We start from the raw sequence: 14,641 nt of genomic DNA, 5'->3' as shown, positions 1-14,641 counted from the left end.
GCCGCTCATGACGGCAGGTTATTAGTAAAGTGGTGTCCATCAGAACCACAGGCGTACACCCAGGACCCAGCGCACCTCGTTGCGGTCCTCGCCCTCATCCCTGGCGTATTCGGCCGTCTGGCCGTAGGCGCGATTCCAGGTCACGCCGACATAAGGCGCAAACTCGCGCCGGATTTCGTAGCGCAGCCGCACCCCGAGCTCGGTGTCTGCCAGGCCGGAACCGATCCCGCGCCCGGGGTCGTTTTTCCCATAGAAGTTGGCTTCGGCGGTGGGCTGCAAGACCAGCCGGTTGGTCAGCAAAATGTCGTAGTCACCTTCCAGGCGCGCGGCGCTCTGGCCGCCTTCGCCAACAAACAGCGTGGCCTCGGCTTCAAAGTTGTACAGGGCCATGCCTTGCAGGCCGAAGGCCGCCCACGTCTGACTGTCGCCTGGCTTGAAGTCCTGGCGCATACCGGCCACCACATCCCACCAGGGACTGATGGCGTGCCCCCATAACGCCTGGACCTCGGCCTTTTCGGTCTTGCCCTTGGCGCGCTCGCCCTCGGTGCGCAACCACAGGCGATCAATATCGCCGCCCACCCAGCCGTTGACATCCCACCCCAGGGCATTGCCATCGTCGGAGCCCTGCCATTCCAACTGATTGATGACAAACAACGAGTTGATCCCGCTGTCATGCACCTTGTGCCCACCCGGTGCGTTGTAGACCGCTGCACGGTCTGCGTTGGTCAACACCGGGATCGGCGTGCGACTGTGGCTGGTGGCCGCCGGCTTGGCGGGCGCCATGCCCTGCATCTGGCTGTGATCCATGGTTTGGGCAGTCGCCAACGCCACCGGTGCACAGGTGGCGATCAGCAGTGCAACAGGTCGAAATAGATGGTTCATGGTCGGCTCCTCACTCTTGCACCCGGACTTCACGGAACATGCCCATTTCCATGTGGTACAGCAGATGGCAGTGGAAGGCCCATCGCCCCAGGGCATCGGCCGTCACCCGATAGCTGCGACGCGAGCCCGGCGGCATGTCGATCGTGTGTTTGCGCACCATGAACTGGCCGTTTTCGTCTTCCAGGTCGCTCCACATGCCATGCAGGTGAATCGGGTGGGTCATCATGGTGTCGTTGACCAGCACCAGCCGCACCCGCTCGCCATACGTCAGCCGCAGCGGCTCGGCATCGGAGAACTTCACCCCATCGAAGGACCAGGCGAACTTCTCCATATGGCCGGTCAGGTGCAACTCGATCGTGCGGCCGGGCTCGCGGCCATCGGGGTCTTCAAAGGTGCTGCGCAAGTCGGCATAGGTCAGGACCTTGCGTCCGTTGTTTCGCAGGCCAATCCCCGGGTCGTCGAGCTTGGGCGAGGTGCTCATCGCCTGCATGTCCACCAGCGGGTTGTTGCTTTCGCTGGCTGGATGGCTTTGCATCGGCATCGACATCCCCGCCATCGCGCTGTGGTCCATGCCGGGCATCGCACTGTGGTCCATGCCTGCCATGCTCTGGCCATCCATGCCGGACATGCCTTGCATCGCCCCGCCGTCCATCCCGGTCATCTGTCCATGGTCCATGCCCGGCATATCGCCCATGGCGCCGTGGTCCATGCCGCCCATCCCCATATCGTCCATGGTCAACCAGGGGCGCGGGTCCAGCGCTGGAACCGGCGCCAGCAATCCCGGCTGGTGGCTGAGGGTGCCGCGTGCATAGCCGGTACGGTCCATGGCTTGGGCAAACAGGGTGTAGGCCGCCTCGCTTGGCTCGACGAGCACGTCATACGTCTCGGCCACGGCAATGCGTAACTCATCCACATTGACCGGCTTTACCGGCAAGCCATCAGCCGCCACCACCGTCATCTTCAAGCCTGGAATACGCACATCGAAGTAGCTCATGGCCGAGCCGTTGATAAAGCGCAGGCGGATTTTCTCACCGGCGCGAAACAGCCCGGTCCAGTTTTGCGCAGGGGCCTGGCCGTTCATCAAATAGGTGTAGGTGGTGCCACTGACGTCCGCCAGATCCGTGGGGTTCATCTTCATTTGCGCCCACATCAGGCGGTCGGCAGCCGTGGCCGACCAGCCCTTGTCGGCCACATCCTTGATGAAGTCGCCCACGGTGGGTTTATGCAGGTTGTAGTAATCGGACTGTTTCTTCAGGGTTTTCATCAGGGCGGCGGGATCTTCGTCGGTCCAGTCGCTGAGCATCACCACGTAGTCACGCTGGTAAGTGAAGGGTTCGGGCTCCTTGGGGTCGATCACCAGCGGGCCGTAGACCCCTTGCTGCTCCTGGAGCCCGGAGTGGCTGTGATACCAGTAGGTGCCGTGCTGGTTGACCTTGAACTGGTAGACATACACCCCGCCCGGCTCGATCCCCTTGAAACTCAGCCCCGGCACACCGTCCATGTTCGCCGGCAGGATAATGCCGTGCCAGTGGATCGACGTCGGCTCCGCCAGGCGATTGCGCACGCGCAGGGTCACGGTATCGCCTTCACGCCAGCGCAGCAGCGGGCCCGGCAAACTGCCGTTGATCGTCAGCGCGGTGCGCACGTTACCGGTGATATTGACCGGGGTCTGGCCGATAAACAGCTCAAACTCGCTGCCCGCCAGCACACCCGGTTGCCCGGGGCTGGCCAGGGCCCAGACCGGCGGCCGCCACAGGCCCGCGCCGCCCAGCAGGCTGGCCGCGGCCAGGCCTTTGACGAAGGTTCGTCGAGAAGTGTTGGAGTACATGCCGATTCCGTTCCCGTCAATTGAATGACCGCAGAGTAGGGATCGACGCCTGTCAGTTGGCTTAGTGCCAGATTACCGATTTGACAGTTTCAACGGGCCCGGAGGCGATTGAGCTGAACTTCCTGCTGGCCGGCACCGCTCAAGGAACTGAAGGAAACGGCGGCCAAGGCGAAAAACTGAGGGCATAAAAAAACCGGACATTGTCCAGTTTTTTATGGCGCCACTTTTATTCAGCAGCCGGTGCTTCTGGCTTGCGGCGCTTGAGCGGCGCCATGCCGTCCTTGCTGACCAACGACAGGTTGTCGGTCTTCGGCCGGTTGGCGATCTTGCGCTTGGTCGGCGCCTTGGCACCGGTTTTTTTCTTGTCGCCCTTGGCGTCGACCTTTTTCTTCTTCACGCCCACAGCCTTGCCCGAGGCCTTGACCTTCTTCGGCCCGCTGTAGGTGCCTTTGACTTCCTTGATGGTACGGCGCTCGAACGACTGCTTGAGGTAGCGCTCGATGCTCGACATCAGGTTCCAGTCGCCATGGCAGATCAGCGAGATGGCCAGGCCATCGTTGCCGGCACGCCCGGTACGGCCGATACGGTGCACATACTCGTCGCCGCTGCGCGGCATATCGAAGTTGATCACCATGTCCAGGCCTTCCACGTCCAGGCCGCGCGCGGCGACGTCGGTGGCCACCAGGATCTTCACGCCGCCCTGCTTGAGGCGGTCGATGGCCAGCTTGCGGTCCTTCTGGTCCTTCTCACCGTGCAACACAAACGCCTTGTACTCCTGAGCCACCAGGCGCCCGTAGATACGGTCGGCCATGGCCCGGGTGTTGGTGAACACAATGGCCTTCTGATAGGTCTCGTTGGCCAGCAGCCAGTTGAGGATCTGCTCTTTGTGCACATTGTGGTCAGCGGTGATGATCTGCTGGCGGGTGGTCGAGTTCAGGTCGCTGACGTTATTGACCTGCAGGTGCTCGGGGTTGTTCAGGACCTTGGCGACCATCTCGCGCAGGGTCGAACCGCCGGTGGTAGCAGAGAACAGCATGGTCTGCTGGCGGTTGACGCACTCTTCGACCAGGCGCTGCACGTCGTCGGCAAAGCCCATGTCGAGCATGCGGTCGGCTTCGTCGAGCACCAGCACTTCGACTTCCTTGAGGTCCAGGTTGCCGGCGTTCAGTTGCTCGATCATCCGCCCCGGGGTGCCGATCAGGATATCCGGGACCTTGCGCAGCATGGCGGCCTGGACCTTGAAGTCTTCGCCACCGGTGATCAGGCCGGACTTGATGAAGGTGAACTGCGAGAAGCGCTCCACTTCCTTCAAGGTCTGCTGGGCCAGCTCACGGGTAGGCAGCAGGATCAAGGTCTTGATGCTGACGCGCACCTTGGCCGGGCCGATCAGACGGTTGAGGATCGGCAGGACGAAAGCGGCGGTCTTGCCACTCCCGGTTTGCGCCGTCACCCGCAGGTCACGCCCTTGGAGCGCGAGCGGGATGGCCGCGGCTTGCACAGGCGTAGGCTCGACAAATTTAAGCTCGGCCACGGCTTTGAGCAGGCGTTCGTGCAGGGCGAATTGGGAAAACACGGGTGCTACCTCGAAGAAATACAAAAAATCAGCTGCATAGGGTAACGGTTTCGGGCGCCCAGGCCGAGTTTCTTTACGCGAAGTGGGCCAAACAGATGATTTTTTGTCAGGTGATTTGTCTGCCTGCACAACTTTGTAGCACTTAAATGCTCTAATCGCCCCGTCATGTCTTACAGAAGAATCGCGTTAAACCATGGATATCAAACAGCTCTGGCTCAACGTTCAAGACCTCTGGGGTGCCCTGGACCAACACCCGCTGCTGCATTCAAGCCTGGCTTTGCTGGTGCTGTTGGTGGTGGCCCTGCTGGTCGGACGGGTGGCACGCTACCTGATCCTGCACGCCGTCAAATTGCTTGGCCGCCAACCCGCCCTGCATTGGCTCAATGACCTGCGCCACAACAAGGTCTTCCATCGCCTGGCACAGATGACGCCGTCGCTGGTGATCCAGTTCGGCCTGCACCTGGTGCCAGAGCTGAGCAAGACCAGTGCGCTGTTTATCGGCAACGTGGCGCTAGCGTTCACTATCCTGTTCCAGGTCTTGGCCATGAGCGCCCTGCTCAACGCCCTGCTGGACATCTACGCACGCACCGAACATGCCCGCACGCGCTCGATCAAGGGCTACGTGCAGTTGGCGAAAATGGTGTTGTTCGTGTTTGGCGCGATCATCATCGTCGCGACATTGATCGACCGCTCGCCGCTGTTGCTGCTGTCGGGCCTGGGTGCCATGTCGGCGGTGATCCTGTTGGTGTACAAGGACACGCTGCTGTCGTTTGTCGCCAGCGTGCAATTGACCAGCAACGACATGCTACGGGTCGGCGACTGGATCGAAATGCCCCAGGTCGGCGCCGATGGCGATGTGGTGGACATCACCCTGCACACGGTCAAGGTGCAGAATTTCGACAAGACCATCGTCTCGATCCCTACCTGGCGCCTGATGTCCGAATCGTTCAAGAACTGGCGCGGCATGCAGGCCTCGGGCGGGCGGCGGATCAAGCGCAGCCTGTTTATCGACGCGGCGGGCGTGCGCTTCCTGCGCGACGATGAAGAAGTGCGCATGACCCAGGTGCACCTGCTGACCGACTACATCAGCCGCAAGCAGGCGGAACTGAAGGCCTGGAACGAAGCCCAGGGCCACAGCGCGCAACTGTCGGCCAACCGCCGGCGCATGACCAACCTGGGCACCTTCCGTGCCTATGCCCTGGCTTATCTGAAGAGCCATCCAGATATCCAGCCGAACATGACCTGCATGGTGCGCCAGATGCAGACCACCTCCCAGGGCGTACCGCTGGAAATCTACTGTTTTACCCGCACCACGGCGTGGGCCGACTACGAGCGGATCCAGGGGGATATCTTTGATTACCTGCTGGCGGTGCTGCCGGAGTTTGGCTTGAGCCTGTACCAGCAACCCAGTGGCAATGACCTGCGGGCCGGGGTGCTGCCGGCGGTGTTGGGGGCCAGTCACCTGCCTGCCCCCGAAACAGCCGCACTGTAGATCGTTCCCACGCTCTGCGTGGGCACGCCTCCTGGGGCGCTCCGCGCCCCGCCATCTGGCCTGAGACGCGGAGCGTCACGGGCTGCATTCCCACGCAGAGCGTGGGAACGATCATTGCAGCAGCGCCCCACCTTTGGGAACGATCATTGCCGGCAGAGTGGCGTAGGGCGAATCCCCAACCGGCTGATCCACACCGCCGCCACAATCACCGCCCCGCCCAGGAACAACCGTCCCAACGGCTCATGCTGGTTCCAGATCAGCAGGTTGAGCAGCAGCCCCACCGGCACATGCAGGTTGTTCATCACCGCCAAGGTGCCGCCGTTGACCAGGCAGGCGCCCTTGTTCCACCAGTACAAACCCAACGCGGTGCTGACCAGGCCCAGGAATACCAACACCCCCCATTGCAACGGCGCTTCAGGCAGGAAGTTGGCCTTGCCAAACAGCAGGAACGCCGGCAACACCACGGCCAATGCCCCCAGGTAGAAATAACCAAAACGCCGGTAGTGCGGCAGGTCGCTCGGGTGCCGCGCCACCAGGCGCCGGTACAGCACTTGCCCGGCGGCGTAGGTGAAGTTGGCCAGTTGCAGCAGCAGGAACCCCATGAAGAAGTCCGGGCTGATCTGGTCAAAGCGGATCACCGCCGCCCCCGCCACCGCCACCAGTGCGGCAATCAACGCCCAGGGGTTGAAACGCCGGTTCAGCGCATCTTCGATCAACGTCACATGCAACGGTGTGAGGATGGTGAACAGCAGCACCTCCGGCACCGTCAACACGCGGAAGCTCAAATACAGGCACACGTAGGTCACGCCGAACTGCAACGCGCCGATCAGCAGCATGCCGCGCATGAAAGCAGGCTCCACCGAGCGCCAGCGGGTCAGCGGGATAAACACCAGCCCGGCCAGCAGCACGCGCACCAGCACGGCGAAATAGCTGTCGACATGACCGGCCAGGTATTCGCCGATCAGGCTGAAGGAAAACGCCTGGATCAGCGTGACAATCAGTAAATAGCCCATGTGCGCCTCGTATTGGAATGGGCGCGACAGTAGCGTTTTTCGCGGCGGGACGAAACTCAAGGCAAAAAAAACCCGACTTCGCTAAAGCGGCAGTCGGGCAGGAGCACTCAGGAGCAACGAGCGCAAAGGGAGGTTCGATACGCGAACTTGAAGGGCTGCGTGGTGTTATAGAAACATCACGCGATTATCTGGCGATTAACGCCTCAGGCCACCTGTGCCAGCAACGCCTTGGCGTGGTTCACGCCCTTTTCCTGGAAGTCGCCCCCCAGGTTCACCCCTTCGGCATGAATGAAGGTGACGTCATGGATGCCGACAAACCCCATGACCTGCCGCAGGTAAGGTTCCTGGTGATCACTGCTCGCGCCGGTGTGGAGGCCACCACGGGCGGTCAATACAAAGGCGCGCTTGCCGGTCAACAGGCCCTGGGAGCCGGTGGCGGTGTACTTGAAGGTCACGCCGGCCCGCAACACATGATCGAGCCAGGCCTTGAGGGTGCTGGGGATGGCAAAGTTGTACATCGGCGCGGCCATCACCAGCACGTCGGCAGCCAGCAGTTCGTCAGTCAGGTGGTTGGAGCGGTCCAGGGAAGCCTGCTCATCGGCGCTACGCCGTTCAACCGGCTTCATCCAGCCGCCCAACAGGTTGGCGTCCAGGTGCGGCACCGGGTTGACCGCCAAGTCCCGCACGCTGATCTGATCGGCCGGGTGGGCAGCCTGCCATTGGCTGATGAACTGCTGGGTCAGTTGACGGGAAACCGAATCCTGCTGGCGGGCGCTGCTTTCGATGATCAGAACGTTGGACATGGCTTTGTAAGCTCCATCGGTAATTGCTGTAAGTCAATGACGCGAAGGTTAAACAGAGCCCGTTCGATAAAAAAGCGTAAAAAACTGCTATAAACCATCTATAAAGTTGTTTATAAGCGGAGCACAGTCACAGGGCTGCGCAGCGCGTTACTTGGGTTCGCAGGTCAGCTTGATGCGCATCTTGATAATCGCGCGGCTGAACTTGACCGTGGTATTGGTGCTTTTCCCGGCGGGCACGCTGACCTTGCGCACCCGCGCCGGCTCAGGGCCATTGGTAAACGCTACCGTACACGCGGCGTCGTTAGTCCCGTAGTTACTGAGCCGGATAGAGCTGATATCGCCGTCCACATCAGACGCGTTGTAATCGACGCTGACGCCTTTGATCGATTTCGACACATCGATCGGGTAGGCAAACGCACTCAACGGCAACAGTGCCAGCAACACACAACAGAATTTTCTCATTCGCCAGTCTCCAGTAAGGACTGCCAGCTTAGGACAACAGGAGCTCATCTTGAAAGCGCCCCGCGTGACCCTTGATCAATGGCGCACATTGCAAGCCGTGGTCGACCATGGCGGCTTCGCCCAGGCGGCCGAAGTGCTGCACCGTTCGCAATCCTCGGTGAGCTACACCGTGGCCCGCATGCAAGACCAATTGGGCGTGCCCCTGTTGCGCATCGACGGGCGCAAGGCCGTGCTCACCGACGCCGGCGAAGTGCTGTTGCGCCGCTCCCGGCAACTGGTGAAAAACGCCAGCCAGCTGGAAGACCTGGCCCACCATATGGAACAAGGCTGGGAAGCCGAAGTGCGCCTGGTGGTCGATGCCGCCTACCCCAACGCCCGCCTGGTACGCGCCCTCACCGCCTTTATGCCGCAAAGCCGTGGCTGCCGCGTGCGCCTGCGCGAAGAAGTGCTGTCCGGGGTCGAAGAGCTGTTGATCGAAGGGGTGGCGGACCTGGCGATCTGCGGCTTCAATATTCCCGGCTACCTGGGCACGGAAATGAGCAACGTGGAATTTGTCGCCGTGGCCCATCCCGAACACCCACTGCACCGGCTTAACCGCGAGTTGAGCTTCCAGGACCTGGAAAGCCAGATGCAGGTGGTGATCCGCGACTCCGGTCGCCAGCAACCGCGGGACGTCGGCTGGCTCGGCGCCGAACAGCGCTGGACCGTGGGCAGCCTGGCCACCGCCGCCACCTTCGTCGGCAGCGGCCTGGGGTTTGCCTGGCTGCCCCGGCACTTGATCGAGCGCGAACTCAAGGAAGGCGTGCTCAAGCAACTGCCCCTGGAGCAAGGCGCCAGCCGCCACCCGACGTTCTACCTGTACTCGAACAAGGACAAGCCCCTGGGCCCGGCGACGCAGATTCTCGTCGAACTGCTGCGCACCTTCGACACCGCACCGCTGGACGCCCCCTTTGCCGCCCCCCGGCAAGCCTGACACGGAGTTCACCCATGGCCTATTTCGAGCATGAAGGTTGCACCCTGCATTACGAGGAATATGGCCACGGCGTGCCGCTGATCCTGATCCACGGCCTGGGCTCCAGTTGCCAGGATTGGGAGTTGCAGATACCGGTGCTGGCCCGGCACTACCGCCTGGTGCTGCTGGATGTGCGCGGTCACGGGCGCTCCGACAAGCCCCGGGAGCGCTACAGCATCGCCGGCTTTACCGCCGACCTGGTGGCGCTGATCGAACACCTGCAACTGCCTGCCGCCCATGTGGTGGGCCTGTCGATGGGCGGGATGATCGCCTTTCAACTGGCGGTCGACCAACCGCAGAGGCTCAAGAGCCTGTGTATCGTCAACAGCGCGCCCGAGGTCAAGGTGCGCAGCGCCGATGACTATTGGCAATGGGCCAAGCGCTGGAGCCTGGCGCGTGTGCTCAGCCTGGATACCATCGGCAAGGCACTCGGCGACCGGCTGTTCCCCAAGCCCGGGCAGGCCGACCTGCGACGTAAAATGCGCGAACGCTGGGCAAAAAACGACAAACGTGCTTACCTCGCCAGCTTCGATGCGATTGTGGGCTGGGGGGTGCAGGAACGACTTTCGAGGATCACCTGTCCAACCCTGGTCATCAGCGCCGACCATGACTACACCCCGGTGGCGCAGAAACAAATCTATGTAAAACTGCTGCCCGATGCGCGCTTGGTGGTGATCGAGGATTCGCGCCACGCCACACCGCTGGACCAACCCGAAACCTTCAACACCACCCTGCTCGATTTTCTCAAGACCGTTCAAACCACTACTCAGGATCACTGACCCATGCTGAAAAAAATCGCCCTCTTTGCCGGTTCTGTTCTGTTTGCTGCCAACCTGATGGCGGCTGACGCCAAGGCACCGCATGTCTTGCTGGACACCAGCTTTGGCAAAATCGAAATCGAACTGGACCCGGTCAAGGCGCCGATTTCCAGCAAGAACTTCCTGGAGTACGTCAACAGTGGTTTCTATACCAACACCATCTTCCACCGTGTGATTCCAGGCTTCATGGTCCAGGGCGGTGGTTTCACCCCACAAATGGTCCAGAAAGACACCAAGGACCCGATCCGCAACGAAGCCAGCAACGGCCTGCATAACGTGCGCGGTACCTTGTCGATGGCACGCACCTCCAACCCCAACTCGGCGACCAGCCAGTTCTTCATCAACGTTGTCGACAATGCCTTCCTTGACCCGGGTAGCGATGCTGGCTACGCGGTCTTCGCCAAAGTTGTCAGTGGCATGGACGTGGTAGACCAGATCGTCAACTCGCAGACCACCACCAAGCAAGGCATGCAAAACGTGCCCATCGATCCTGTGCTGATCAAGTCGGCCAAAGTCATCGACTGAACGACCGGGAGTCTCGCGCGCGGCCCACAAGGCTGCGCGCGCATTTAACAAGGAGAGCCCGCGCGGCGGGCGTCAGACCTAATGCTCTATCGTCGCTTTGAACAACTGATCGATATTTTCCGCGACGCTCCCAGCGCGGCCCCTCCCGATAAAGTCCTGCCCTTCTACCTTTATTACCTGCGCCAGGTGTGGCCGTGCTTTGCCGCGCTGCTGGTGGTGGGCCTGATCGGCGCGCTGATTGAAGTGGCGCTGTTCAGCTACCTGAGCCGCATCATCGACCTGGCCCAGGGCACGCCACCGGCCAATTTCTTCCAGCTCCACGCCACCGAGTTGATCTGGATGGCCGTGGTCGCCCTACTGCTGCGCCCGATCTTCGGCGCCCTGCACGACCTGCTGGTGCACCAGACCATCAGCCCGGGCATGACCAGCCTGATCCGCTGGCAGAACCACAGCTATGTGCTCAAGCAGAGCCTGAATTTCTTCCAGAACGATTTTGCCGGGCGTATTGCCCAGCGCATCATGCAGACCGGCAACTCGCTGCGCGACTCGGCCGTCGCCGCCGTCGATGCCATCTGGCACGTGGCGATCTACGCCATCAGCTCCCTGGTGCTGTTCGCCGAGGCCGACTGGCGCCTGATGATCCCGCTGGTCACCTGGATCATCGCCTACAGCCTGGCCTTGCGTTACTTCGTGCCACGGGTCAAGGAACGCTCGGTGATCTCGTCCGAGGCGCGCTCCAAATTGATGGGGCGCATCGTCGATGGCTACACCAACATCACCACCTTGAAGCTGTTCGCCCACACCCAGTCCGAACAGGAGTACGCCAAGGAAGCGATCATCGAGCAGACCGAAAAAACCCAACTGGCCAGCCGCGTGGTCACCAGCATGGACGTGGTGATCACCAGCATGAACGGCCTGCTGATCGTCACCACCACCGGCCTGGCCCTGTGGCTGTGGACCCAGTCGCTGATCTCGGTCGGCGCCATTGCCCTGGCCACTGGCCTGGTGATCCGCATCGTCAACATGTCGGGCTGGATCATGTGGGTGGTCAACGGCATCTTCGAGAATATCGGCATGGTCCAGGACGGCCTGAAAACCATCGCCCAGCCGCTGGCGGTGATCGACCGCGAGAACGCCCCGCGCCTGAGCGTGCCCCAGGGCGAAGTGCGCTTTGAACAGGTGGATTTCCACTACGGCAAAAGCAGCGGCATCATCGGTGGCCTGAACCTGGTGATCGCGCCAGGGGAAAAAATCGGCCTGATCGGCCCATCCGGGGCTGGCAAGTCGACCCTGGTCAACCTGCTGCTACGCCTCTACGACCTGCAAGGCGGGCGCATCCTGATCGACGGCCAGAACATCGCCGAAGTGGCCCAGGAAAGCCTGCGCGAACGCATCGGCATGATCACCCAGGACACCTCGTTGCTGCACCGCTCGATCCGCGACAACCTGCTGTATGGCAAGCCCGATGCCACCGACCAGGAACTCTGGGACGCGATCCGCAAGGCGCGCGCCGATGAGTTTATCCCGCTGCTGTCGGACGCCGAGGGCCGCACCGGCCTGGACGCCCACGTGGGTGAGCGCGGGGTGAAACTCTCCGGCGGGCAACGCCAGCGCATCGCCATCGCCCGGGTCCTGCTCAAGGACGCCCCTATCCTGATCATGGATGAAGCCACTTCGGCCCTGGACTCGGAAGTGGAAGCGGCGATCCAGGAGAGCCTGGAAACCCTGATGCAAGGCAAGACAGTGATTGCCATCGCCCACCGCCTGTCCACGATTGCGCGAATGGACAGGCTGGTGGTCCTGGAAAAAGGCCAGATCGCCGAAAGCGGCAGCCATGCCCAATTGCTGGCTCACGGCGGCCTCTACTCGCGACTGTGGCAACACCAGACGGGAGGGTTCGTGGGGATCGACTGATTCTGGACTACTAACGGCGTTATCAATTCCGAACAATTCTGACAGTTTTTTCTATCTCGCTGGCCGTCTATCACAATCCTGCTGTACTGCACTCAGGGTCCAGGAGGACCCTGATATCAGGCTGCAGGGAAGCATTACCGACCAGTTGATTTAGAAGGACGCATTCATGTCTCTGTTCAAACGTTCCGTTACAGAAGGGTTAGGTACGTTTTGGCTGGTGTTGGGTGGCTGCGGGAGTGCCGTTCTGGCCGCTGCGTTCCCCGATGTCGGAATCGGCCTGCTGGGGGTATCGCTGGCCTTCGGGCTTACTGTGTTGACCATGGCATTTGCCATTGGCCATATCAGCGGCTGTCACCTCAACCCGGCGGTCACCGTGGGGTTGGTGGTCGGCGGCAGGTTTCCAGCCAAGGAGATGCCTGCGTATATCGTCTCGCAAGTCATTGGCGGCGTGGTGGCAGCGGCCCTGCTGTACTTCATTGCCAGCGGCAAACCGGGTTTTGAACTGGCTTCGGGGCTGGCGTCCAATGGCTATGGTGAACACTCGCCAGGTGGCTATTCAATGGCGGCAGGGTTTGTCACTGAACTGGTGATGACCGCGATGTTCGTGCTGATCATCCTCGGCGCCACTGACCGTCGCGCACCGGCTGGCCTGGCGCCCATCGCCATTGGCCTGGGGCTGACGCTGATCCACCTGATCTCCATCCCGGTCACCAACACCTCGGTCAACCCGGCCCGCAGCACCGGGCCTGCACTGATTGTCGGCGGTTGGGCGATCCAGCAACTGTGGCTGTTCTGGCTGGCGCCGATCCTTGGCGCGGTGATCGGTGGCATCACCTACCGGTGGTTGGGCAAGGAAGAAAAGGCCTGATCCAACCGCATCAATCCACCCTGTAGGAGCGAGCTGGCTCGCGAAGAACTCACGTACACCGCGTTCATCCTGGATAAACGCGGCGCCCTCAGTTTTTTCGCGAGCAAGCTCGCTCCTACATGAGCGTTATTCCTGCCGATACGGCAACGCCGACCGCGCTTCTTCGGCATACGCCAGAATCCCCACCCGCTCGCGCTCCAGGAAATCCGCCACAGCGGTTTTCAAGCCCGGATGGCGCAAGTAGTGCCAGGAACGGGTAATCACCGGCTCAAACCCACGAATCAACTTGTGCTCGCCCTGGGCACCCGCGTCGAAACGTTGCAGGCCATTGGCGATCGCGTAATCCATGCCTTGATAGAAACAGGTTTCAAAATGCAGCCGGTCGAACTCGCCCAGGCAGCCCCAATAGCGGCCATATAGGCTGTCGCCACCGACCAGGCTGAACGCCATGGCCACCGGCCGCGTCCCTTGCTTGGCCAGCACCACCCGTATTGCCTGCGGCATGCGTTCGGCCAGCAGGCTGAAGAACTCGCGGGTCAGGTACGGCGACTGCCGGCGCACGGCGTAGGTGTTGGCGTAGCAGGCGTAGACAAAATCCCACTGGGTCTCGCTCAACTCATGGCCGTGCAGCCACTCGAACTCGATCCCCTGCCCCGCCACTTGCTCGCGCTCCTTGCGCATCTGCTTGCGCTTGCGCGAACTCAGGGCGTCGAGGAAGTCCTGGAAATCGCGATAACCACGATTCTGCCAATGAAACTGGCAACCCAGGCGCGCAAGCCAGCCGGGTTGCTGGCCCAGGGCGGCATCGGCCATGGCATCGGTGAAGTTGATATGGGCACTGGAAAGCCCTTCGATCTCCAGGTAACCGGGCAGGCTCTTGAGCAATTCAAGGCCGTCCGCGCCATTGGCCACCAGCAGGCGCGGCCCGCTGACCGGGCTGAAAGGCACCGCTGTCAGCAGCTTGGGGTAGTACTCGATGCCCGCACGCGCACACGCATCAGCCCAGCCATGGTCGAACACATATTCGCCATAGGAGTGCCATTTGCGATAGCTGGGCAGCGCCGCCACCAGCTGCTCCCCCGCGTAATGCAGCAGGTGCTCCGGCTGCCAGCCAGTGTGCCGGCCAAGGCTGGCACTGTCTTCCAGCGCACTGAGGAACGCATGGCGCAGAAACGGCTGATCCTCGGGGACCAACGTATTCCATTCATCAGGCGATATTTCGGACAGGCTATTCAAACGTTTCAACGGCATGCCATTCCCCGACGGTAAACGCTCGCTCACGATATTCGGGCCATTCTGACAGAACCCGCCGCCCGCGCGGGCAGATCGAGTAGGAGGCGGATTCACATCCGCCGTCCTCTCACACCACCGTACGTACGGTTCCGTATACGGCGGTTCAGGTTATACGGTTAAGTCGGTTTATCGTATCCAGTATCGAGACCAGCCCGAGG

13 protein-coding genes are annotated in these 14,641 nt (G+C 61.5%); 6 read left to right on the top strand and 7 right to left on the bottom strand.

Annotated elements, in window-relative coordinates; genetic code table 11:
• Nucleotides 1–39: 39 nt before the first annotated feature.
• The 3 genes from BLL38_RS13200 to BLL38_RS13190 all read right to left on the bottom strand — a co-directional run bounded on the left by BLL38_RS13200 (nt 40) and on the right by BLL38_RS13190 (nt 4,283).
• Entirely contained in the window at nt 40–882 is an 843-nt protein-coding gene (locus BLL38_RS13200) for a copper resistance protein B (RefSeq protein ID WP_076962987.1), read from the bottom strand.
• A 10-nt stretch (nt 883–892) separates the two neighbouring features.
• The gene (locus tag BLL38_RS13195) at nt 893–2,710 is read right to left on the bottom strand and encodes a copper resistance system multicopper oxidase (protein ID WP_076962986.1); all 1,818 of its coding nucleotides are present in this window, start codon (nt 2,708–2,710) and stop codon (nt 893–895) included.
• Between the two features lie 226 nt (nt 2,711–2,936).
• Nucleotides 2,937–4,283, bottom strand: coding sequence for a DEAD/DEAH box helicase (locus BLL38_RS13190; RefSeq protein WP_076962985.1), 1,347 nt, complete (start codon nt 4,281–4,283; stop codon nt 2,937–2,939).
• A 193-nt stretch (nt 4,284–4,476) separates the two neighbouring features.
• Here BLL38_RS13190 and BLL38_RS13185 point away from each other — a divergent pair, with 193 nt between their 5' ends.
• Nucleotides 4,477–5,775, top strand: a complete 1,299-nt coding sequence (locus tag BLL38_RS13185) for a mechanosensitive ion channel family protein (RefSeq protein ID WP_076962984.1) — start codon at nt 4,477–4,479, stop codon at nt 5,773–5,775.
• Nucleotides 5,776–5,918: 143 nt separating this feature from the next.
• Here BLL38_RS13185 and BLL38_RS13180 read toward each other — a convergent pair whose 3' ends face one another.
• From BLL38_RS13180 to BLL38_RS13170, 3 genes are all read right to left on the bottom strand, one after another.
• Nucleotides 5,919–6,788: a carboxylate/amino acid/amine transporter gene (locus BLL38_RS13180; RefSeq protein ID WP_076962983.1), complete on the bottom strand. Its 870-nt coding sequence runs from the start codon at nt 6,786–6,788 to the stop codon at nt 5,919–5,921.
• 203 nt (nt 6,789–6,991) lie between these two features.
• A complete protein-coding gene (locus BLL38_RS13175; protein WP_076962982.1) occupies nt 6,992–7,591 on the bottom strand; it encodes an FMN-dependent NADH-azoreductase in 600 nt (199 codons plus the stop codon).
• Nucleotides 7,592–7,738: 147 nt separating this feature from the next.
• On the bottom strand, nt 7,739–8,053 hold the full coding sequence (locus BLL38_RS13170; protein ID WP_076962981.1) for a 3-phosphoglycerate kinase: 315 nt from the start codon (nt 8,051–8,053) through the stop codon (nt 7,739–7,741).
• 49 nt (nt 8,054–8,102) lie between these two features.
• Here BLL38_RS13170 and BLL38_RS13165 point away from each other — a divergent pair, with 49 nt between their 5' ends.
• The 5 genes from BLL38_RS13165 to aqpZ all read left to right on the top strand — a co-directional run bounded on the left by BLL38_RS13165 (nt 8,103) and on the right by aqpZ (nt 13,190).
• Nucleotides 8,103–9,026, top strand: coding sequence for a PA3225 family LysR-type transcriptional regulator (locus tag BLL38_RS13165; RefSeq protein WP_076962980.1), 924 nt, complete (start codon nt 8,103–8,105; stop codon nt 9,024–9,026).
• Nucleotides 9,027–9,040: 14 nt separating this feature from the next.
• Nucleotides 9,041–9,844 (top strand): alpha/beta fold hydrolase, encoded by an 804-nt coding sequence (locus tag BLL38_RS13160; protein WP_076962979.1) that lies wholly within the window; start codon nt 9,041–9,043, stop codon nt 9,842–9,844.
• Nucleotides 9,845–9,847: 3 nt separating this feature from the next.
• Nucleotides 9,848–10,408: a peptidylprolyl isomerase gene (locus BLL38_RS13155; RefSeq protein ID WP_076962978.1), complete on the top strand. Its 561-nt coding sequence runs from the start codon at nt 9,848–9,850 to the stop codon at nt 10,406–10,408.
• Between the two features lie 81 nt (nt 10,409–10,489).
• Entirely contained in the window at nt 10,490–12,322 is a 1,833-nt protein-coding gene (locus BLL38_RS13150) for an ABC transporter ATP-binding protein (RefSeq protein WP_076962977.1), read from the top strand.
• Between the two features lie 166 nt (nt 12,323–12,488).
• Complete coding sequence (gene aqpZ, locus BLL38_RS13145) at nt 12,489–13,190, top strand: aquaporin Z (RefSeq protein ID WP_076962976.1); 702 nt, start codon at nt 12,489–12,491, stop codon at nt 13,188–13,190.
• Between the two features lie 126 nt (nt 13,191–13,316).
• Here the strand turns inward: aqpZ and BLL38_RS13140 are convergent, their stop codons facing one another.
• A complete protein-coding gene (locus tag BLL38_RS13140; RefSeq protein ID WP_076962975.1) occupies nt 13,317–14,441 on the bottom strand; it encodes a GNAT family N-acetyltransferase in 1,125 nt (374 codons plus the stop codon).
• Between the last annotated feature and the right edge of the window lie 200 nt (nt 14,442–14,641).

It is taken from the genome of Pseudomonas gessardii (genome assembly GCF_001983165.1).
GTDB lineage: Bacteria > Pseudomonadota > Gammaproteobacteria > Pseudomonadales > Pseudomonadaceae > Aquipseudomonas > Aquipseudomonas gessardii.
This window is presented reverse-complemented; position numbering and strand designations above follow the sequence as displayed.

What these genes read in the sequence shown, in the direction of transcription:
- BLL38_RS13200 (WP_076962987.1), bottom strand. Translation starts at nt 882, where the DNA reads ATGAACCATCTATTTCGACCTGTTGCACTGCTGATCGCCACCTGTGCA.
- BLL38_RS13195 (WP_076962986.1), bottom strand. Translation starts at nt 2,710, where the DNA reads ATGTACTCCAACACTTCTCGACGAACCTTCGTCAAAGGCCTGGCCGCG.
- BLL38_RS13185 (WP_076962984.1), top strand. Translation starts at nt 4,477, where the DNA reads ATGGATATCAAACAGCTCTGGCTCAACGTTCAAGACCTCTGGGGTGCC.
- BLL38_RS13180 (WP_076962983.1), bottom strand. Translation starts at nt 6,788, where the DNA reads ATGGGCTATTTACTGATTGTCACGCTGATCCAGGCGTTTTCCTTCAGC.
- BLL38_RS13175 (WP_076962982.1), bottom strand. Translation starts at nt 7,591, where the DNA reads ATGTCCAACGTTCTGATCATCGAAAGCAGCGCCCGCCAGCAGGATTCG.
- BLL38_RS13170 (WP_076962981.1), bottom strand. Translation starts at nt 8,053, where the DNA reads ATGAGAAAATTCTGTTGTGTGTTGCTGGCACTGTTGCCGTTGAGTGCG.
- BLL38_RS13160 (WP_076962979.1), top strand. Translation starts at nt 9,041, where the DNA reads ATGGCCTATTTCGAGCATGAAGGTTGCACCCTGCATTACGAGGAATAT.
- BLL38_RS13155 (WP_076962978.1), top strand. Translation starts at nt 9,848, where the DNA reads ATGCTGAAAAAAATCGCCCTCTTTGCCGGTTCTGTTCTGTTTGCTGCC.
- BLL38_RS13150 (WP_076962977.1), top strand. Translation starts at nt 10,490, where the DNA reads ATGCTCTATCGTCGCTTTGAACAACTGATCGATATTTTCCGCGACGCT.
- aqpZ (WP_076962976.1), top strand. Translation starts at nt 12,489, where the DNA reads ATGTCTCTGTTCAAACGTTCCGTTACAGAAGGGTTAGGTACGTTTTGG.
- BLL38_RS13140 (WP_076962975.1), bottom strand. Translation starts at nt 14,441, where the DNA reads ATGCCGTTGAAACGTTTGAATAGCCTGTCCGAAATATCGCCTGATGAA.